At 54.3% G+C, this 19,059-nt stretch carries 18 protein-coding genes; 16 read left to right on the top strand and 2 right to left on the bottom strand.

Annotation, left to right across the window (positions count from 1 at the left end):
• Positions 1–29: 29 nt before the first annotated feature.
• The 16 genes from MJ923_RS15235 to dinB all read left to right on the top strand — a co-directional run bounded on the left by MJ923_RS15235 (position 30) and on the right by dinB (position 17,118).
• Positions 30–1,118 (top strand): TRAP transporter substrate-binding protein DctP, encoded by a 1,089-nt coding sequence (locus tag MJ923_RS15235; RefSeq protein WP_240591872.1) that lies wholly within the window; start codon positions 30–32, stop codon positions 1,116–1,118.
• Between the two features lie 85 nt (positions 1,119–1,203).
• Positions 1,204–1,713 (top strand): S-ribosylhomocysteine lyase, encoded by a 510-nt coding sequence (gene luxS, locus MJ923_RS15230; protein WP_126167708.1) that lies wholly within the window; start codon positions 1,204–1,206, stop codon positions 1,711–1,713.
• Between the two features lie 120 nt (positions 1,714–1,833).
• On the top strand, positions 1,834–3,858 hold the full coding sequence (locus tag MJ923_RS15225) for a hypothetical protein (protein WP_240591828.1): 2,025 nt from the start codon (positions 1,834–1,836) through the stop codon (positions 3,856–3,858).
• A gap of 385 nt (positions 3,859–4,243) precedes the next feature.
• Positions 4,244–5,578 (top strand): Na(+)-translocating NADH-quinone reductase subunit A, encoded by a 1,335-nt coding sequence (locus MJ923_RS15220; protein ID WP_240591827.1) that lies wholly within the window; start codon positions 4,244–4,246, stop codon positions 5,576–5,578.
• Complete coding sequence (locus MJ923_RS15215; protein WP_126167705.1) at positions 5,578–6,777, top strand: NADH:ubiquinone reductase (Na(+)-transporting) subunit B; 1,200 nt, start codon at positions 5,578–5,580, stop codon at positions 6,775–6,777. The genes MJ923_RS15220 and MJ923_RS15215 overlap by 1 nt, the downstream gene beginning before the upstream one ends.
• Entirely contained in the window at positions 6,770–7,567 is a 798-nt protein-coding gene (locus MJ923_RS15210) for a Na(+)-translocating NADH-quinone reductase subunit C (RefSeq protein ID WP_126167704.1), read from the top strand. Before MJ923_RS15215 ends, MJ923_RS15210 begins: the two co-directional genes overlap by 8 nt.
• Positions 7,567–8,193, top strand: coding sequence for an NADH:ubiquinone reductase (Na(+)-transporting) subunit D (locus MJ923_RS15205; RefSeq protein WP_126167703.1), 627 nt, complete (start codon positions 7,567–7,569; stop codon positions 8,191–8,193). Before MJ923_RS15210 ends, MJ923_RS15205 begins: the two co-directional genes overlap by 1 nt.
• 5 nt (positions 8,194–8,198) lie before the next feature.
• On the top strand, positions 8,199–8,807 hold the full coding sequence (gene nqrE, locus MJ923_RS15200) for an NADH:ubiquinone reductase (Na(+)-transporting) subunit E (protein WP_126167702.1): 609 nt from the start codon (positions 8,199–8,201) through the stop codon (positions 8,805–8,807).
• Between the two features lie 48 nt (positions 8,808–8,855).
• Complete coding sequence (gene nqrF / locus MJ923_RS15195; RefSeq protein WP_240591826.1) at positions 8,856–10,088, top strand: NADH:ubiquinone reductase (Na(+)-transporting) subunit F; 1,233 nt, start codon at positions 8,856–8,858, stop codon at positions 10,086–10,088.
• 63 nt (positions 10,089–10,151) lie between these two features.
• Positions 10,152–11,177: an FAD:protein FMN transferase gene (locus MJ923_RS15190; protein ID WP_240591825.1), complete on the top strand. Its 1,026-nt coding sequence runs from the start codon at positions 10,152–10,154 to the stop codon at positions 11,175–11,177.
• 3 nt (positions 11,178–11,180) lie between these two features.
• On the top strand, positions 11,181–11,405 hold the full coding sequence (gene nqrM / locus MJ923_RS15185) for a (Na+)-NQR maturation NqrM (RefSeq protein WP_126167699.1): 225 nt from the start codon (positions 11,181–11,183) through the stop codon (positions 11,403–11,405).
• A 153-nt stretch (positions 11,406–11,558) separates the two neighbouring features.
• The gene (locus tag MJ923_RS15180; protein ID WP_240591824.1) at positions 11,559–12,518 is read left to right on the top strand and encodes a GGDEF domain-containing protein; all 960 of its coding nucleotides are present in this window, start codon (positions 11,559–11,561) and stop codon (positions 12,516–12,518) included.
• 144 nt (positions 12,519–12,662) lie between these two features.
• A complete protein-coding gene (bfr, locus tag MJ923_RS15175; protein ID WP_126167697.1) occupies positions 12,663–13,133 on the top strand; it encodes a bacterioferritin in 471 nt (156 codons plus the stop codon).
• A gap of 11 nt (positions 13,134–13,144) precedes the next feature.
• Entirely contained in the window at positions 13,145–13,612 is a 468-nt protein-coding gene (bfr, locus tag MJ923_RS15170) for a bacterioferritin (protein WP_126167696.1), read from the top strand.
• A 348-nt stretch (positions 13,613–13,960) separates the two neighbouring features.
• On the top strand, positions 13,961–15,958 hold the full coding sequence (locus MJ923_RS15165; protein WP_240591823.1) for a methyl-accepting chemotaxis protein: 1,998 nt from the start codon (positions 13,961–13,963) through the stop codon (positions 15,956–15,958).
• Between the two features lie 95 nt (positions 15,959–16,053).
• Positions 16,054–17,118 carry a DNA polymerase IV gene (gene dinB / locus MJ923_RS15160; protein ID WP_240591822.1) on the top strand — a complete coding sequence of 355 codons (1,065 nt, stop codon included), beginning with the start codon at positions 16,054–16,056 and terminating at the stop codon, positions 17,116–17,118.
• Positions 17,119–17,123: 5 nt separating this feature from the next.
• On the opposite strand, the gene MJ923_RS15155 is transcribed toward dinB, so the two are convergent.
• Complete coding sequence (locus MJ923_RS15155; RefSeq protein ID WP_240591821.1) at positions 17,124–17,495, bottom strand: hypothetical protein; 372 nt, start codon at positions 17,493–17,495, stop codon at positions 17,124–17,126.
• Positions 17,496–17,555: 60 nt separating this feature from the next.
• On the bottom strand, positions 17,556–19,013 hold the full coding sequence (locus MJ923_RS15150) for a helicase HerA-like domain-containing protein (protein WP_240591820.1): 1,458 nt from the start codon (positions 19,011–19,013) through the stop codon (positions 17,556–17,558).
• Positions 19,014–19,059: the final 46 nt, after the last annotated feature.

The following is a 19,059-nucleotide window of genomic DNA, read 5'->3' as shown; positions in this document are numbered from 1 at the left end:
AATACTAAAGACAGGAGTTACTCAACATGATGCGTAAAATAGGGTTTTCGGTGCTGGCGACGGCGCTTTTATTGATGGGCTGCAACGACGACAAGGCCCCGGCCGCTCAGGCTCCGGTGGCCGAGGTTAAGCCCATTGAGTGGAAACTGGCGACCTCTTGGCCAAAGAACTTCCCGGGGTTGGGGACTGCGCCCGAACACTTCGCCACCATGGTGGATGAGATGTCTGCCGGGCGCCTGAAAATCAAAGTCTATGGTGCGGGCGAGCTGCTGCCGGCACTGGAAGTGTTTGAAGCCGTGAGCGAAGGCTCAGTGCAGATGGGCCACAGCGCTGCGTATTATTGGAAAGGTAAGGCACCGGCGGCGCAGTTTTTCACCTCCATACCCTTCGGTCTTAATGCCCAGGAGATGAATGGCTGGCTTACCTACGGCGGCGGTCAGCAGCTGTGGGAAGAGGTGTATGCGCCTTTTGGTATTCTGCCGATGCCAGGCGGCAACAGTGGCGTGCAGATGGGCGGCTGGTTTAATAAAGAAATCAATAGCCTTGATGATTTGAAAGGCCTGAAGATGCGCTTGCCCGGGCTTGGGGGCGAAGTGCTTAAGCGCCTGGGCGGCGTGCCTGTGGTGCTGCCGGGGCGTGAGCTTTATACCGCGATGCAGACAGGTGCCATTGATGCAACCGAGTGGGTGGGGCCATACAATGATTTGGCTTTTGGCCTGCATAAAGTTGCCAAGTTTTACTACTATCCCGGCTGGCATGAGCCCGGCACAACACTTGAGTTTCTGATTAATAAAGAGGCCTTTAACAAGCTGCCCAAGGATTTGCAGGCAATAGTGCGGGTGGCGGCCAAGGCCACCAATCAGGATATGCTTGATGAGTACACCACCCGCCATGTGGGCGCGCTGGAAAGCCTTATCAATGAGCATGGCGTGCAGCTGCGCCAGTTCCCTCAGGATGTGATGGACGGGCTTCGCAAGACCTCGGCCGAGGTGATTGCCGAGCAGTCGGCGCAGGATCCCATGATGCAGAAGGTGTTTGATGCCTATCGTGAGTACGAGCGCGGCGTGCGTCAGTATCACCTGATCTCGGAAGATGCTTACAGTCGCTTAAGACAATGAGGTTTTTGAGTGCAGGCTTTAATGCTATGCTTGGCTCACTTTGCAAAACTACTTTGTGCCCCGGCTGACGGGGCTGGAGAGCACCATGCCTTTATTGGACAGTTTCACCGTTGACCATACCCGTATGAACGCCCCTGCGGTGCGGGTGGCTAAGACCATGAGCACCCCAAAGGGTGACACCATTACTGTGTTCGATCTGCGTTTTTGTGCCCCCAATAAGGACATCCTCAGCGAGCGTGGCATCCACACGCTGGAGCACCTGTTTGCTGGCTTTATGCGCGATCATTTGAATGGCAATGGCGTTGAAATCATCGATATTTCGCCCATGGGTTGCCGCACCGGCTTTTATATGAGCCTGATTGGTGAGCCGAGTGAAAAGCGGGTTGCCGATGCCTGGCTTGCCGCCATGGAAGATGTGCTCAAGGTTGCCGATCAGAAGGCCATTCCAGAGCTCAATGAATACCAGTGCGGTACCTATGAGATGCATTCTCTGGAGCAGGCGCAGGACATCGCGCGCACCATTATTGCCGCTGGTGTCAGCGTAAACCGTAACGATGAACTCAAGTTGGCTGACGAAATTCTGAACCAGCTCTGATTTATTGAACGTCATATTGAAAAAGCGGCGCGAGCCGCTTTTTTTTCGTCTAAAATCATCCATGTCACAAATAAATAACAATAAAGCTGCCGACATTGGTGGCCATTTCGGGATATATGGATGAAACACACCCCTGCGCTTGTTTCCTGCTTATTGGCCGGGTGCGCATGCTTCGCTGCGTGGGCCGAAGAGCTGCCCGCGCAGACTGTCACTCCCTTCTTTACCGAGCTGCTTGGTATCAATTCCCCAACAGTGTTACCCCTTCAGCCCCTTGGCAGCCTTGCAGGCAAGGCATCAATCATGGGCGAAAGTCGCTTTTTTCAATCTGACAGCAGAGAAAATACCCCCGGCCTGAACGGGATTGACCTTGCGCTGGCCCCTTTTGCTGCACCGGGCGTGTGGCTCGATGCCGGGCGCTTCGGTGTCGATGGCCTCGATTTGTGTGGCTTGTCGGCTGAGCAGTGCGCCAATGAGCTCAAAAGTGATTATTGGCTCAGTCCGGCGGGGCAGGGCAGTGATGGACTGGGACTAGAGGCACGGGATGATAAAACCGCAGCACTGAGGGCGGCGCTGCAATCCAGTAACGAGGCGCTGGATATGGGATTTCGCGGCAGTTATCTGCAGCAGAAAGCCGATGACAGCAGGCTGGATGATGCTAAAGACACCGAACTCTTTATTGCCCTGGGTGCCTCCAGTTTGCCGGGGGCAAAGAATAAGCAGCGCACCGAGCTTGGCTGGCTGTATCAGGACAGCAGTGTGCCGCTTTCAGCCGCGGCGTTGACCGTAAGCCGCGAGCGGCAACGGCTGCATCTAACCCATTATGCGGGGGTAGTTGGCGGCACTGGCAGCAGTCAAAGGACAAATATCAGAAGCAACAGCATTCAAAGCAGCACCCGTACCGACCTTTTTTGGCAGGAAAGCCGGATAGATTTTACTGCGCTTGCAGCGGCGCCTTCCAATACTGAGGCTGACAATAGCCTGCTTGGCGCCGCGGGGCCGAGCTCTGCGCTTATAGATGGCCCCAAGGATACGGCAGCGGCTGCGGTCCAGGGTATTAATGCTGATAACTTTATTGGCGGCTTTGTTGGGGATGTGCGCTATCAAACCATGGGCATTCAAAGCGAAAGCATCGACAGCTATGGTAAGCACTCACTCAGCTATCGGCTGAGTTATCAGCACGACAGCGCTGACTATAAAGGCAGCATGCTGGTTGAGAGCGCAGCGGGCACTAACCCGGAAGTTGCCAATGTGGAGATAAGCGACAGCGCCAGTGTACTGACACTGGGGCTTAAAGCACGGCTCGATTTCGCCTGGCTGGATGTAGCCGCACAGGCCAGTTGGCTGCGGGCCGACACTGAGCGGGTAAGGACTGAGCGGGCAGGTACTGAGCGGATAAGCAATGAGCCAGCTGGCGGCGAAGCGGGCACTGACTTTTCCATGGATAGCAGCAGTGAAGGCTGGCGCTATGGTCTGGGGTTGCTGTTTGCCGACGACAGCATTGGCTTGTGGGGCCGGCATGGCTTTACTCCCCCCGCACCTGGGAATGCCGAGGCGCTGGCGCAAACCTGGGATGGCATCAACCTGGATGGAAATTGGGCCATGGGCTCATTCAGTCTGAAAGGACAGCTGTGGGCACGGGACTACGACAACTTGCATCTGGACTGCACCGAACTTGAGGACTGCCCTGGTCTGAAAGGCATGCATCAGCTCAATGTCGCGGATGTATCGGCCAGAGGGTTTGGGCTGTCCGCCAGCTGGCTTGGGGAGTTTGGCGCGCTGAGCGTGCCCCTGGTGGTAGGGGTTGAGGAGAATCGCAGCGAATTTGATTCGGCCCAGTGCCTTGTGGCAGCGAGCCGCTGCTATAACAGTGGCGACCGATTGCCCTGGCAGCCTTCCCGGCAGCTGTCGATGGCGCTCGGACTCAGTGCTGGTGAGTGGTCACTGTCGTTCACTGGCCGCGAAATCACATACCCTGAAGGGGATATGAGCCGGCTTGATGCGGCCCTGTCGTGGCAGCACGGTGCCCATGGGGTGTACCTCAGGGCAGACAATCTTGCCGCCGATGACTTGCCCTCGAAGGTGGCAGATTTTGGTCCACGGGGTGGCGAAGTTTTGTTCAGTCTCGGCTATCGCTGGCATGGCTGAATCCGGCGGGGTTTTGTATCTCATTCGAGTTAGTGTCCCGGCTGGCGTGTCTTAGAGTTCTTTTCAATATTTGCTTATATAAGTTCATATATATTAGATAGATATAAAACTTGTTGCAGCAAAAATCCTTTTCTGCGAGGGCGATGTTTTGTCTTGGTGGAAAAGCGTGAATTTCACGGCGGAAAACGGCCTGCGAAGTTTGAAAACACGCATAATTTTCGTGGCGATGGCAGGGCGTTTGGGGTAAAATGCGCGCGACCAGCGTGATTGCGATCGCATTTCTGTGATAAATCTGCGCCAGCTCAACGCTAACGGTTTGTTTAAAACCGGGTGTCTAGCAGGAACGCGGCGCGTTGTCTTTCCTTCAAACGTAGTGCATGTGGATATGATTACAATTAAGAAAGGATTGGATCTGCCCTTAACGGGTGGTCCAGAGCAAGTTATCCATGATGGCCCAGCCATTAAACACGTAGCTACATTGGGTGAAGAGTATATTGGCATGCGTCCTACCATGAAAGTTAAGGTAGGAGACAAGGTAGCCAAGGGTCAGGTGCTTTTTGAAGATAAAAAGAATCCTGGCGTGAAATATACGGCTTTGGCCAGTGGTACTGTTACTGAAATCAACCGGGGTGCGAAGCGAGTTCTCCAGTCTGTGGTGATTGAACTTGAGGGCAACGATGCTGTTGCTTTTGCCAAGTACGATGCTGCTGAGCTGGATTCCCTGAGTGGTGAGCAAGTCAGAAACAACCTGATCGAATCAGGTCTGTGGACTGCCCTGCGTACCCGTCCTTTCAGCAAAGTTCCTGCAGTTGATGCGTCACCTGCCGGCATCTTTGTTACCGCAACCGATACCAACCCCCATGCTGCCGATCCCGCTTTGGTGATTGCCGAGCATAAAGAAGACTTTGCCAACGGCCTGAAGGTGCTGGCAAGACTGACCGAGGGTAAGGTTTACCTGTGTAAAGCGCCTGGCGCTGACATTCCTGCTGCCAATGCCGAAGTCCATGAGTTTGGTGGCAAGCATCCTGCCGGTTTGGCAGGTACCCATATCCACTTTATTCTGCCTGCGTCTGCCCATCGCTCGGTGTGGCATATCGGTTACCAGGACGTGATAGCCTTTGGTCAGCTGTTCACTACTGGCGAACTGAATACCAACCGTGTGATCTCTATTGCCGGCCCTAAAGCCGTTAAGCCTCGCCTGGTGCGTACCCTGTTGGGTGCCAGCATCGAGACCCTGACTGCCGGTGAAACTGCCGAAGGTGTGGTACGTAAGGTGTCTGGCTCTGTACTGAACGGTCGCACTGCGACTGGTGTACACGCCTACCTGGGTCGTTACCACCTGCAGGTGAGCTTGCTGGAAGAGGGTACTGAGAAGGAATTCATCGGCTGGATTTTGCCAGGCAGCAACAAGTTCTCCATTACCCGTGCCTTCCTGTCTCACCTGTCGCCAAGCCGTCTGTTCGATATGACGACCAGCACCGGTGGTTCAGACCGCGCCATGGTGCCTATCGGCAACTACGAGCGCGTAATGCCATTGGACATTCTGCCAACCATGCTGCTGCGTGATCTGGTATCCGGTGATATTGACGGCGCTATCTCTTTGGGTGCGCTGGAGCTGGATGAAGAAGATTTGGCACTGTGTACCTTTGTGTGCCCAGGCAAGTATGACTACGGTTCCTATCTGCGCAACTGCCTGGATACGGTAGAGAGGGAAGGCTGATGAGCTTGAAAGATTTTCTTGAGCGTATTGAACCGCAATTCGAAAAAGGCGGTAAATACGAGAAGTGGTATGCCCTGTATGAAGCGGCCGCCACTATTTTCTATACGCCAGGTCTGGTGAACAAGGGCAAGACCCACGTTCGCGATAACCTCGACCTCAAGCGTATGATGATCACCGTGTGGGCCTGTGCCTTCCCGGCGATGTTCGTTGGTATGTACAACGTAGGTCTGCAGGCTCAGCTGGCTCTGGCTGCTGGTTTTGCTACCCCTGACGTATGGCAGGTTAGCCTGTTCGGTATCCTGGGTACTGAGCTGACTGCCGATTCCGGTTGGGCCACGCTGATGTGGTACGGCGCCTGTTTCTTCCTGCCTATTTATGCTGTGACCTTCGCGGTCGGCGGTATCTGGGAAGTGCTGTTTGCCATGGTGCGCGGTCATGAAGTAAACGAAGGCTTCTTCGTTACCTCTATTCTGTTCGCCCTGACTCTGCCTGCCACTATCCCGCTGTGGATGGTTGCACTGGGTATCACCTTCGGTGTGGTGGTAGCAAAAGAAGTGTTCGGTGGTACCGGACGTAACTTCCTTAACCCTGCGCTGGCCGGTCGTGCCTTCCTGTTCTTTGCCTATCCGCTGAACATGTCCGGTGACACCAGCTGGGTTGTGGCCGATGGTTTCTCTGGTGCAACTCACCTGAGCCAGGCTGCTACCGGTACCCTGGAGTACGGTCTGAATCAGGATTGGTGGAATGCCTTCTTCGGCTTTATCCCAGGTTCTGTGGGTGAAGTATCGACTCTGGCCATTCTGCTGGGCGGCTTGGTTATCATCTATACCCGTATCGCGTCCTGGCGCATCGTGGGTGGTGTACTGGTAGGTATGATTGCCGTATCGACCCTGCTGAACGTCATCGGTTCTGACACCAACCCAATGTTCGCCATGCCTTGGTACTGGCACCTGGTACTGGGTGGTTTCGCCTTCGGTATGATGTTCATGGCTACCGACCCTGTGTCTGCCTCTTTCACCAACCAGGCCAAGTGGGCCTACGGTCTCCTGATCGGTGCCATGGCGGTGTTCATTCGTGTGATCAACCCTGCGTTCCCTGAAGGTATGATGTTGGCCATTCTGTTTGCCAACCTGTTTGCGCCACTGTTCGACCATTTCGTGGTACAGGCAAATATCAAGCGGAGGATTGCCCGTGGCTAATAATAAAGATTCGTTCGGAAGAACGCTGTTTATCGTTGTTGGCCTGTGCCTGGTGTGCTCGATCTTCGTATCGACTGCTGCCGTAGTACTGCGTCCGACTCAGCAGGAAAACAAGCTGCTGGATAAGCAAAAGTACATTCTGGAAGCTGCCAACCTGATGGACACCAAGGCTGGCAACATCACCAAAGCAGAAGTACTGGCAACCTACAACAAGTATGTTGAAGCCCGCGTAGTTAACCTGAAATCAGGTGAGTTTGTGGACGGTGTGGATGGCAATACCTTTGATCAGGAAAAAGCTGCCCGCGATCCAAAGACTTCTTCCAAGCCTGTGAATGACGTTGCTTCTATCAAGCGCGTACCTAACGAGGCTGTGGTGTACCTGGTGCGTGACGATGCCGGCGCGCTCAAGACTGTGATCCTGCCTGTTAAAGGCTACGGTCTGTGGTCAACCATGTTTGCCTTCCTGGCACTGGATCCTGACCTGAACACCATTCAGGGCCTGGTTTACTACGACTTTACCGGTTCTGGTGAAACCCCAGGTCTGGGTGGCGAAGTACAGAATCCTAAGTGGAAAGCACTGTGGCACGGCAAGAAACTGTTCGACGAACAGGGCAAGCTGGCTATCAGCGTGACCAAGAACCCAGCAGTGGCTGCCTCTGTACACGGCGTTGACGCCCTGTCTGGTGCAACCCTGACCAGTAACGGTGTTCAGCACTCGCTGACGTTCTGGCTGGGTAAAGAAGGTTTTGCGAGTTTCATTGAAAAAGCACGCAACGGAGGGCTGAGCTAATGGCCAACGAACTGAAAAAGGTTCTGACCGGACCTATTATCTCCAACAACCCGATTGCGCTGCAGATCCTGGGTGTTTGTAGTGCGCTGGCAGTAACCAGTAAGCTGGAAACTGCCCTTGTGATGACTCTGGCTCTGACCGCGGTAACCGCGTTCTCGAACCTGTTCATCTCCATGATCCGTAATCATATCCCTAACAGCGTACGTATTATCGTGCAGATGGCGATTATCGCCTCGCTGGTAATCGTGGTTGACCAGGTACTGCAGGCTTACGCCTACGACGTGGCCAAACAGCTGTCGGTATTCGTGGGCCTTATCATCACCAACTGTATCGTGATGGGCCGCGCCGAAGCCTATGCCATGAAGACACCTCCAATGATGAGCTTCATGGACGGTATCGGTAACGGTCTGGGTTATGGTGCCATCCTGCTGTCTGTTGGCTTTGTGCGTGAACTGTTCGGTAACGGTTCTCTGTTCGGCGTTGAGATCCTGTCCAAGATCTCTGACGGCGGCTGGTATCAGCCCAACGGTCTGCTCCTGCTGCCACCGAGTGCGTTCTTCCTGATCGGTATCCTGATTTGGATCATCCGCACCTACAAGCCTGAGCAAGTTGAAGCAAAAGGATAAGGTCAATGGAACATTATATCAGTCTGTTAATCCGCTCTGTTTTCATTGAAAACATGGCCCTGTCCTTCTTCCTCGGTATGTGTACTTTCCTGGCTGTGTCCAAGAAAGTAAAAACAGCCATGGGTCTGGGCGTTGCCGTTATCGTGGTACTGGCGATTTCAGTACCTGCTAACCAAATCATTTATCAGGGCATTCTGGCGCCTGGCGCTCTGGCCTGGGCCGGTGTTCCTGAGGCTGACCTGAGCTTCCTGAAGTTCATCACCTTTATCGGTGTTATTGCTGCACTGGTACAGATCCTTGAGATGACGCTGGATAAGTACTTCCCACCGTTGTACAACGCGCTGGGTATCTTCCTGCCGTTGATTACTGTGAACTGTGCAATCTTCGGTGCCGTAGCCTTCATGGTTGAGCGTGACTATAACCTGCCTGAATCGCTGGTTTATGGTATCGGCTCTGGTATCGGTTGGGCACTGGCCATCGTACTGCTGGCGGGTATCCGTGAGAAGATGAAGTACGCCGATGTACCTGATGGTCTGCGTGGTCTGGGGATTACCTTTATCACTGCCGGTCTGATGGCTCTGGGTTTCATGTCGTTCTCTGGTGTGTCCCTGTAAGGGGCACCTCAAGAAGGCTCATCGGTTAAGCCTTCTAAGGATTAGTTAATGGAAAATTTAGATATTTTTCTGGGCGTTGGTATGTTTACCGCCATCGTACTGGTGTTGGTACTGGTGATTTTGTTCGCCAAGTCCAAGCTGGTATCAAGCGGTGATATCACCATCGGTATCAATGATGATCCCGCAAAAGCCATCACCACCGAAGCTGGCGGCAAGCTGCTCGGTGCCCTGGCCAACAGCGGTATCTTCGTATCTTCTGCCTGTGGTGGCGGTGGCTCTTGTGGTCAGTGCCGTGTGCACGTGAAGTCTGGTGGTGGCGATATTCTGCCTACCGAACTGGATCACATCTCCAAGGGTGAAGCCAAGAAAGGTTGTCGTCTGGCATGTCAGGTTAACGTGAAAACCGACATGGAGATTGAACTGGAAGAAGAAATCTTCGGTATCAAGAAGTGGGAATGTACTGTTATCTCCAACGATAACAAGGCGACCTTCATCAAGGAACTCAAGCTCGGCATCCCTGATGGCGAATCAGTACCTTTCCGTGCCGGTGGTTACATCCAGATTGAAGCCCCTGCGCACCATGTTAAGTATGCTGACTACGATATTCCTGCAGAATACCGTGGCGATTGGGAACACTTTGGCTTCTTCAAGCTGGAGTCCAAGGTTGACGAACCTACCATTCGTGCATACTCCATGGCCAACTATCCGGAAGAGTTCGGCATCATCATGCTGAACGTGCGTATCGCTACGCCTCCACCACGTAACCTGAGCCTGCCATGTGGCAAGATGTCTTCGTACATCTGGAGCCTGAAGGCCGGTGACAAGGTTACTATCTCTGGTCCATTCGGTGAATTCTTCGCGAAAGACACCAATGCCGAGATGGTATTCGTGGGTGGTGGTGCCGGTATGGCGCCAATGCGTTCACACATCTTCGACCAGCTCAAGCGTCTTAAGAGCAAGCGTAAGATGAGTTTCTGGTACGGTGCCCGCTCCAAGCGTGAAATGTTCTACGTAGAAGATTTCGACGGTCTGGCAGCTGAAAACGATAACTTCGTGTGGCACGTGGCCCTGTCCGATCCTCAGCCAGAGGACAATTGGGATGGCTACACCGGCTTCATTCACAACGTTCTGTACGAGAACTACCTGAAAGACCACGAAGCGCCGGAAGATTGTGAGTTCTACATGTGTGGACCTCCAATGATGAACGCGGCAGTGATCGCCATGCTCAAAGATCTCGGCGTTGAAGACGAAAACATCCTGTTGGACGACTTCGGCGGTTAATGGAATTGGCCCCTGCTGATGGTGGGGGCCAAATATCAAGAACTCACGAGAATGCAGGTCCCAATGAAAAAGACCTTTTCAAACTGGCTGGTCCTTGTCGGGCTGGCCTTTTTTATTTCAGCTTGTGCTAAAGCGCCCGAAGTGGTTTCCCTGTCGGGCAGCACCATGGGCACCACCTACAACATCAAGGTTGTCCCCAACGACAAGCTGCCACAAAGCCAGCTGCTGCAGGCCGAAATCGATTTGGCACTGGAGCGGGTGAACGACCAGATGTCGACCTATCGCCCCAACTCAGAGCTGAGCCGTTTCAATCAACTGCCACTGGAGCAGGGCGTACAGGTCTCTGACGACACCATTACTGTGATCCGCGAAGGCATGCGTCTGTACGACCTTACCGGCGGCGCGCTGGATATCACCCTCGGCCCTCTGGTCAATATCTGGGGTTTTGGTCCGGACAAGCGACCAACCCACTCGCCAACCGAGGCAGAAATTGCCGAGGCCAAGAGCCGCACCGGTATCCACAACATCAGTATCGAAGGTAACCGCCTCTATAAGCATAACGCTCATCTATATGTGGACCTGTCATCCATCGCCAAGGGCTATGGCGTCGATGTGATTGCTGCCTTGCTGGATAAGTATCAGCCCCAGGGCTATCTGGTAGAAATCGGCGGCGAGCTGCGCATCAAGGGCACCAAGGCTGATGGCAGCGCCTGGCGTATTGCGGTAGAGAAGCCCCAGGCCGAAGGCCGCGCTGTGTCTCAGGTGATTGAGCCCGGCAATATGGGGATGGCCACCTCAGGTGACTACCGCAACTACTTTGAAGAAGACGGCAAGCGCTTTTCCCACTTGATTGACCCGCGCACCGCGTTCCCTATTCAGCACACTCTGGCGTCGGTTACTGTGCTGCACCCAAGCTGCATGACCGCCGATGGTCTCGCCACCGCCATGATGGTGCTGGGCACAGAAGCGTCGTTGGAACTTGCCAAACAGCACGGGCTGGCGATAATGCTGATTGAGAAGCAGGGCGAAGAGTTTGTGGTACACTACAGCGACGCGTTTTTGCCCTTCGTTAAGTCCACTCAGGAGTGAAGTATGAGTACCTTTATCGCGGCCTTTGCGGTATTGATGGTGTTTTTTCTGTTGATGTCGATTGGTTACATCATCAAGAAGAAAGCCGTTGCCGGTAGTTGCGGTGGCCTGGGTGCCATTGGCATCGAAAAGGCCTGTGACTGCGATGACCCTTGCGACCGACGCAAGGCCAAAATGGCAGAGGAAGAGGCTCGCAAGGAAAAGCTGGCAAAAGACAGGATCATCTGACGACTCACGCTCGTTTGCCAATACAGACTCTTATCAGCAGGGCGCCTTCGGGCGCTCTGTTTGTTTATTGGCTGGCGGCCGGGGTTGCTGTCTATACTCAGGCTTTAGGATCTGGTTTCAGGATCCGGTTGCCATCAGCGCCAAGGAGAAGCCATGAGTTCGGCACCCGAGCATCTTCTCAACTCAGTCGCCTCCATTACTGAGCAGCGGCAACTGCTGTCGCTGGCCACCAGTCTGATAGACACCATAGAGCAAACCATGGGGGTCAGCCAGGTGGCGGTCATTAATGTGGGCGAGTTACCCCACTTTCCGCAGCTATTGTCCTCCTCTGGCTTTACCTTGGGGATGGATCCTTTGCCGCCGTGTGTGCAGGCCTGCGTGGATCGCGGCGAACTGGTGCTGTGCGACCTTCAAACGCCCTGCAAGGTGGCTCTGCCCATCAAGATGAACGACACAGTGGTCAAGGTACTGCTGATTAACGATATCGACCCCGATGATACCCAGCTCACCATGCTCAGAGCCTTTTCGCGGATTTACGAGAACTTCGCCCGCGTGGTGCAGGAGAGCCAGACCGATAGCCTCACCGGGCTTTTGAATCGCAAGGCCTACGATGCCAGGCTGTTTCACCTGTTTACCTGTATCCGCAGCGAAACCCGCCGGGCACCTTATTTCTGGATGTTGACCTTCGACATTGATTTTTTTAAGAAAATCAACGATACCCTGGGTCACCTCTATGGCGACGAAGTGTTGCTGCAAATCAGCCAGGTAATGCATAGATGCTTCAGTGCCGACGATGCACTGTTCCGTTTCGGCGGCGATGAGTTTGTGGTGCTGCTGGATAACAAGTCCCAGCGAGAGGTCGAAGACATCTGCCGGCAACTGCTGGCCGGGGCCGCCAACATCCGCCATGAGAAGACAGGCCCTGTCACCCTTTCGATTGGAATTACCGCCCTCAATCTTGAGGACAATCCGGTCTCTGTGTTGATGAAAGCCGACAAGGCGCTGTATTTTGCCAAAGAGAACGGCCGCAACCAATGGGCGTTTTATCATCAACTTATCAGTCACGGTGACCTGTTGCCGCCCCATATTGATGACGATATTGAGTTGTTCTGACAAGGGGCTAAAGCATAAACGCAATGAGAATGATTGTCTTTAGTATGTAATTGATATTAAAGAAAAAGTTGATTCAGCCTTCCAGTTGTACTAGGTTTGAATTTTGATATAGATCAAACTTTCATCAACCTGGGACGACTGCTTATGAAAGGCCATGCCAACGTGGTAAGCCATCTCAACAAGGTGTTGACCGCCGAGCTTACTGCCATCAACCAGTATTTTCTCCATGCCCGTATGTTCAAAAACTGGGGGCTGGAAAAGCTCAACAGCAAAGACTACAAAAAATCCATTGAAGACATGAAGCATGCCGACAAGCTTATCGAGCGGATTTTATTCCTCGAAGGTTTGCCCAATTTGCAGGCGCTCGGCAAGCTGCGTATCGGCGAGCACTCAGAAGAGATGCTTGGCTGCGACAAAACCATGCTGGAAGAACAGTTGCCGCTGCTGCGCGCTGCCATTGCCGACTGTGAAGCCTCACAGGACTATGTCAGCCGTGACATTCTGGAAGAGATCCTCGAAGACGAAGAAGAGCATCTGGACTGGCTTGAGTCTCAGTTTGAGCTTATCCGTCTGACCGGCATACAGAATTATCTCCAGGCGCAAATGGACGATTAAAGGAGGGCAATATGAAAGGTAATCAGGAAGTCATAGACGTGCTCAACAGCTTGCTCACCGGTGAGTTATCCGCAATGGATCAATACTTTGTCCATGCGCGCATGTACGAAGACTGGGGACTGAACGAGCTTTATGAGCGTATCGCCCATGAATCGGACGATGAGCGCGAGCACGCCGCCAAATTGGTGTCACGTATCCTGTTTCTGGAAGGTACCCCCGATGTTGCCAGCCGTGAAAAGCTTAATATCGGCAGCAACGTCGAAGAGATGCTGAAAAACGATTTGGCGTATGAGTACAAGGTGGCGGGCAATCTGAAAAGCGCCATCGCCCTGTGCGAGGCCAAAGGTGACTACGTCAGTCGTGAGTTGCTGGAACAGCTACTTGAAGAAACCGAAGATGACCATCTCTACTGGCTTGAAAAGCAGTTGGGGCTGATTGGCAAGATAGGGCTGCAGAACTACCTGCAATCCAAGATGTAGTTGCCACTCATTTTTAAAGGTTATTCTGCGCCCATGCAGTTTACTCCTCGCTTTTTCCGGGGCAGTCACTGACTTTGGAGAAAGCTGCTGGCATTTGTAATTGAGTGCAGCATATCAAACCAACAGCGGCCAAAGCGGCCGCTGTTGTCGCTTATTTAACTAATTTCATTGATTATTTGCTGTTATGTGTTGGCGATTGTTGCTAGATTTGACTGCTATTTTGCCCACTTAGAATAAGGGAAGGCCACCAGGGCCCGTGGGAGTGCTGTGACCCTCGAGCGCCGTGCTCGTTGTCAGCGCTTACCCACCCGACTTGCGATTGCCTTCCTCAGTGCAAAGGGTCATTTCATGGGACATATTAAACGCTCTTTGAGTCTGCAATTGGTGCTGACTCTGGTTGGTGCGCTGGCGGTGTTGCTGGCTCTGGTCGCCACCTTTCTGGTTCGGGATGCCAGCCAATCAACCCGCGCGACCATCGACGGCGATATCAACGCGCTGATGGAACTCAAAAGCCGCGAGATCCGAGGCTATTTTGAGGCCAAAGGTCAGGTTATCCATTCGGTATTTGCCGAGCCTGGGCTGACTGGCTGGTTCAGTCAGTATCGGGCCCGTGGCAGTGAGATTAGCGCTGAAAAAACTTATCAGGATATCGTTGCCTATTTCCGATTCTTCTCGGACCGGGATGCTGACATTAAGTCGGTATTTTTCGGCTCGGCCAATACCTTCGAATATTTCGACCTGAACGGCCGTTACGACGGCGACCCCAACTATTACACCAATAAGCGTCCATGGTGGCAGGAAGCGCTGGACAAGGGCGGCCTGTTCGTGGGCGATCCGGCAGTGGATGCCAATGACGGCTCCATTTCCGCCACGGTAAAAACCCCGGTATTCGGCGCCAACGGTCAGCTGATTGGCATAGGCGGCATGGATATTCTTATCGATACCATTGGTAAAACCCTGCTGGCCCCCATCAAATACCGTGGTGCCGGGCAGGCATTTTTGATGACGGACGATGGCAAGCTTGTGTATTTCCCCGGCTTTAATCAGGCGTTCCCGCCAGGCTCGCTGATCCAGAACGTGGACAAAAATGGCAGCGACGGCTTTGCGGCTTTAGGCCAGCAGATGCGCCGCCAGGCCAGTGGTTTTGCCGAGGTGGAATATCGCGGTGAAGCCCAGCGGGTTGCCTTTGTGGAAGTGGGCGGCGATTACCCCAAGCAGAAATGGCATCTGGCCTTTATGCTGCCCCACGAGGTGATTGAAGCGCCGGTGCGGGATGCGTTTTGGAACGCCTGCTGGATGGCGCTGGGCATTATTCTGCTGGTGGGTATCACCGTGTGGCTGCTGCTGTTGCCGCTTCGAAGACAACTAAGCTCGCTGCTTGGCGCTATGGAAGACATGGCCAAAGGGGAGGGGGATTTGTCGCGCCGGATTGAGCTTGAGCGCGAGGATGAGCTTGGTCAGATGGCCGATGCCTTCAATCGCTTTGCCGCCAAGGTACAGCAAATGCTGCTGGAAACCCGTGAACTGACCCGGGATGTGGATGATGGCATTGTGGAGGCCCGTAAGATTTGCGATCTGGCGGTGGGTGCGGTCTCGCGTCAAAAGCAGCAAATCGACTCAGTGGCCGCAGCGGCCACTGAAATGGCTCACACCAGTCAGGAGATGGCGGCAAACTGTCAACGCAGCGCCGATTTTGCCGAGCGAGCCCAGAGCCAGGCCAACGATGGCAAGCTGATTGTCACTGAGGCCACGCAGGGGATAGAAACGCTCTCCAATCGGGTGGTGGAAGCGGCCGGGGTGATTAAAGAGCTCAGAAGCAGCTCTGAAAAAATCGGTGAAGTGCTCAGCGTTATTCGCAGCATTGCTGAGCAAACCAACCTGCTGGCACTCAATGCCGCCATCGAAGCGGCCAGGGCCGGTGAACAGGGGCGCGGCTTTGCGGTGGTGGCCGATGAAGTGCGTACGTTGGCATCGCGCACCCAGGATTCCACCGCCAATATTCAAGGCATTATCCAAACCCTGCAGCAAAGCGCCATGAGTGCCGAGTCAGTGATGGAGGCCGGGGTGACCGATGCCAGACGCGGTCAGGAACTCACCGAGCAGGTGCAAACTTCGCTGGTGCAGATCACCGAGGCTATTGAAGCGATTATGCAGCAAACCACTGAAATCACTGTGGCTGTGGGCCAGCAGGCCGTGGTGGCAGAGGAAGTGGCCCACAATGTGGAAACGGTGCGCGGGTTGTCTGATGAGTCCCACGCCGCCAGTCAGGAGCTTTCAGGCAGCCTCAAAGCCTTCGAGGACATGACCCGCTCCTTGTCCCGTAACATTGGCCAGTTCAGGATCTGATCTGCAGCCAACCTTAAAAAAGCGCCTGCGGGCGCTTTTTTATTGGATGGATTTTTGGTACTGTTTTTATATACAGTGTTTTTTGTAGCTCGCCAATGGGAAAAATCATACATATCGATATGGACTGCTACTTCGCTGCGGTGGAGATGCGGGACTTTCCCGAACTCAGGGGCAAGCCGATGGCTGTGGGTGGCAGTCGCGACCGCCGCGGGGTGATCAGCACCTGCAATTACGAAGCCCGCGCCTTTGGTGTTCGCTCAGCCATGGCCACCGCCTATGCCCTTAAACTGTGTCCGGCGCTTATTCTGCGCCCCGGTCGTATGGAGGTGTACAAGGAGGTCTCGGCGCAAATCCGGGAAATCTTTGGCCGTTACACCGATTTGATTGAGCCGCTGTCGCTGGATGAAGCCTATCTGGATGTGAGCGACTGCAAGTTGCATCAGGGCTCTGCGACCCGCATCGCCGAAGCTATCCGTGGTGATATTCTGCGGGAAACTGGCCTGACTGCTTCGGCCGGGGTGGCGCCGGTGAAGTTTGTTGCCAAGGTGGCCTCGGATCTTAATAAACCCAATGGCCAGTATGTAGTGACGCCGGATACCCTGATGGACTTTGTTCGCCAGCTACCCCTTGGCAAAATTCCCGGGGTAGGCAAGGTGACCGAAGAGCGGCTCGCGGCCATGGGGCTTAAGAACTGCAATGATGTGCAACAGTTGCCTGCGTCAGTGTTGGCGCAGCATTTTGGCAAGTTTGGTGCTGTGCTGTATGAGCGGGCCCACGGCCGGGATGAGCGCGCAGTGGTGTCTCACCGTGAGCGTAAATCCGTCGGGGTGGAAACCACGCTGCCCAAAGACCTGCATACTGAGGCCCAATGCCGTGAGGTGATGGCATCGTTGATCCCCGAGCTCAATCGCCGTCTGGGCAGAAGTGGCGCCGGGCGCAGGCTGAATAAGCTGGTGGTGAAGCTTAAGTTTGATGATTTCCGCCAGACCACCATTGAAAGCCGTGCCGATGAACCTTCGGTACGGCTGTTTGAGTCGCTGTTATCGCAGGCCTTTTTACGGGCCGAAGGCCGGGGTATTCGTCTGGTGGGAATTTCGGTAGGTTTGGCGAGTCAGGAAGCTGAAACCGATACCAGCGCCCAGTTGGCACTGGCGTTATAGTGAGGTCACAGGGGCTGTGCTTTTTTGTGTTCGCGATAATGCAGATACACCCCTACGGTAAACAGGGTCAGCACCCCGGCGATGATGGCACAAACAATGTGGTGCAGCAGCAGGTGGCTTAATAAAAAGGCCGGGATATCTTCAAAGCCTTCAATAAAGAACAGCTTGGCAACCAGCGCCATATACACGGCCGTATGCAGCAGGGCGCCCAGAGCAAATAAGCGGCCAAAGCGCTGCTTCAGCGCCGGTGCCAGCCCTGTGACTCCGGATTTCACCAGCACCCAGGCGAGCAGCGACAGCATCAGCGCCAGCCCACCGAGGCCCATCAGTGAACTCTTGATAACCGCAATGGCAGCAATAAAACAGGCAAGCAGCATCAGATACCCTCAAATTGTTGATGCGCCAAGCTTATTGATGCTTGCTGAAGCCTGACTTAATCAGCGCTTGAGTGACCCTAAAATCCCCCGCACCAGGCTCTGACCAAGCTTGGTGCCAAAGGTGCGCGCCAGACTCTTGAAAAACGTCTCAGTGGCCGAGTCGCTGCGTTTGGCGGGCTTTTTGGCACTCTTGGCCTGCTGCTGTGCTTGCGCTTGTTGCTGCTCGTCTTTCTCGGCTTGCTCACGGCGTTTGGATAGCAGCTCGAAGGCCGACTCTCGGTCAACCAGCTCTTTGTATTTGCCGGCAAGTGGCGAGCGTTGCAGCAGTTGGGTACGTTCTTCCTGGGTCAGGGGCCCAATGCGGCTTGCCGGTGGACACATCAAAATGCGTTCCACCTGAGTCGGGCTGCCTTTGGCGTCCAGTACCGACACCAGCGCCTCGCCTGTGCCCAGCTCGGTTATTACCTCAGCAGTGGCGAAGGCCGGATTTGGGCGGAAGTTATCGGCCACCGCCTTAACGCTCTTTTTATCCTTGGGGGTAAAGGCGCGCAGTGCGTGTTGAATGCGGCAACCCAATTGTCCAAGAATGGCTTCGGGAATATCCATCGGGCTTTGGCTGATAAAAAACACTCCCACGCCCTTGGAGCGGATAAGCCGTACCACCTGCTCAATTTTATCGACCAGCACCTTGGGGGCGTTATCGAATAAAAGATGCGCCTCATCGAAAAACAGCACCAGCTTGGGTTTGTCGGCGTCACCCTGTTCCGGCAGGGTTTCGAACAGCTCTGAGAGTAGCCAGAACAGGAAGGTGGCGTAGAGTTTGGGTGACTGATGGATAAGGGTGGTGACATCGAGAATGCTTACCACGCCTTTGCCGGAGAAATCGGTCTGCATCAAATCGGCAAGCTCCAGCGCCGGTTCGGCAAAGAAGTTTTCGGCCCCTTGTTCTTCCAATACCAACAGTCGGCGCTGAATGGCGCCTACTGACGCGGCACTAATATTGCCGTACTGACCCGAGAGACTCTTGGCGTTATCGGCCATAAACGATAGCAGGGCGCGCAGGTCTTTTAAATCGAGCAGCAACAGCCCCTGCTCGTCGGCATAGTCGAAACAGCCGTAGAGCACGCCGGTTTGGGTGTCGTTAAGTTCCAGCAGACTCGAGAGCAGCAATGGCCCCATCTCGCTGATGGTGGTGCGGGCACCCAGGCCCAGCTTGCCGAAGATGTCCCAAAAGAGGGCGGGGCAAGCGGCGAAGGCGGGCATCTCCATGCCAATCTGCTGGCAGCGACTTTGCAGTTTGTCGTTGGCTTTGCCGCTTGCTGCAAGGCCGCTCAAATCCCCTTTTACATCGGCCAGAAAGCAGGGTACGCCCAGATTGGAGAAGGATTCGGCCAATACCTGCAGGCTGATGGTTTTGCCTGTACCTGTGGCGCCCGCTATCAACCCATGGCGGTTGGCCATGGCCGCATCGAGTGAAACTTGCGCCTTGCCGTTTCCCCCCAAAAGAATGTCAGTCATAGTTGCTTCCCTGTCTGCCCCGTTCGGGCTGTAATGCATGTGGTAA

This window comes from Shewanella zhuhaiensis (assembly GCF_022484835.1).
GTDB lineage: Bacteria > Pseudomonadota > Gammaproteobacteria > Enterobacterales > Shewanellaceae > Shewanella > Shewanella khirikhana.
Note: the sequence above shows the minus strand (reverse complement) of the source record. Positions and strands in the feature narration are given on the sequence as shown.

Bases quoted from the DNA above. Each gene is read 5' to 3' on its own strand.
- MJ923_RS15235 (WP_240591872.1), top strand. From the start codon at position 30: ATGCGTAAAATAGGGTTTTCGGTGCTGGCGACGGCGCTTTTATTGATG.
- luxS (WP_126167708.1), top strand. From the start codon at position 1,204: ATGCCTTTATTGGACAGTTTCACCGTTGACCATACCCGTATGAACGCC.
- MJ923_RS15225 (WP_240591828.1), top strand. From the start codon at position 1,834: ATGAAACACACCCCTGCGCTTGTTTCCTGCTTATTGGCCGGGTGCGCA.
- MJ923_RS15220 (WP_240591827.1), top strand. From the start codon at position 4,244: ATGATTACAATTAAGAAAGGATTGGATCTGCCCTTAACGGGTGGTCCA.
- MJ923_RS15215 (WP_126167705.1), top strand. From the start codon at position 5,578: ATGAGCTTGAAAGATTTTCTTGAGCGTATTGAACCGCAATTCGAAAAA.
- MJ923_RS15205 (WP_126167703.1), top strand. From the start codon at position 7,567: ATGGCCAACGAACTGAAAAAGGTTCTGACCGGACCTATTATCTCCAAC.
- nqrE (WP_126167702.1), top strand. From the start codon at position 8,199: ATGGAACATTATATCAGTCTGTTAATCCGCTCTGTTTTCATTGAAAAC.
- nqrF (WP_240591826.1), top strand. From the start codon at position 8,856: ATGGAAAATTTAGATATTTTTCTGGGCGTTGGTATGTTTACCGCCATC.
- MJ923_RS15190 (WP_240591825.1), top strand. From the start codon at position 10,152: ATGAAAAAGACCTTTTCAAACTGGCTGGTCCTTGTCGGGCTGGCCTTT.
- nqrM (WP_126167699.1), top strand. From the start codon at position 11,181: ATGAGTACCTTTATCGCGGCCTTTGCGGTATTGATGGTGTTTTTTCTG.
- MJ923_RS15180 (WP_240591824.1), top strand. From the start codon at position 11,559: ATGAGTTCGGCACCCGAGCATCTTCTCAACTCAGTCGCCTCCATTACT.
- bfr (WP_126167697.1), top strand. From the start codon at position 12,663: ATGAAAGGCCATGCCAACGTGGTAAGCCATCTCAACAAGGTGTTGACC.
- bfr (WP_126167696.1), top strand. From the start codon at position 13,145: ATGAAAGGTAATCAGGAAGTCATAGACGTGCTCAACAGCTTGCTCACC.
- MJ923_RS15165 (WP_240591823.1), top strand. From the start codon at position 13,961: ATGGGACATATTAAACGCTCTTTGAGTCTGCAATTGGTGCTGACTCTG.
- dinB (WP_240591822.1), top strand. From the start codon at position 16,054: ATGGGAAAAATCATACATATCGATATGGACTGCTACTTCGCTGCGGTG.
- MJ923_RS15155 (WP_240591821.1), bottom strand. From the start codon at position 17,495: ATGCTGCTTGCCTGTTTTATTGCTGCCATTGCGGTTATCAAGAGTTCA.
- MJ923_RS15150 (WP_240591820.1), bottom strand. From the start codon at position 19,013: ATGACTGACATTCTTTTGGGGGGAAACGGCAAGGCGCAAGTTTCACTC.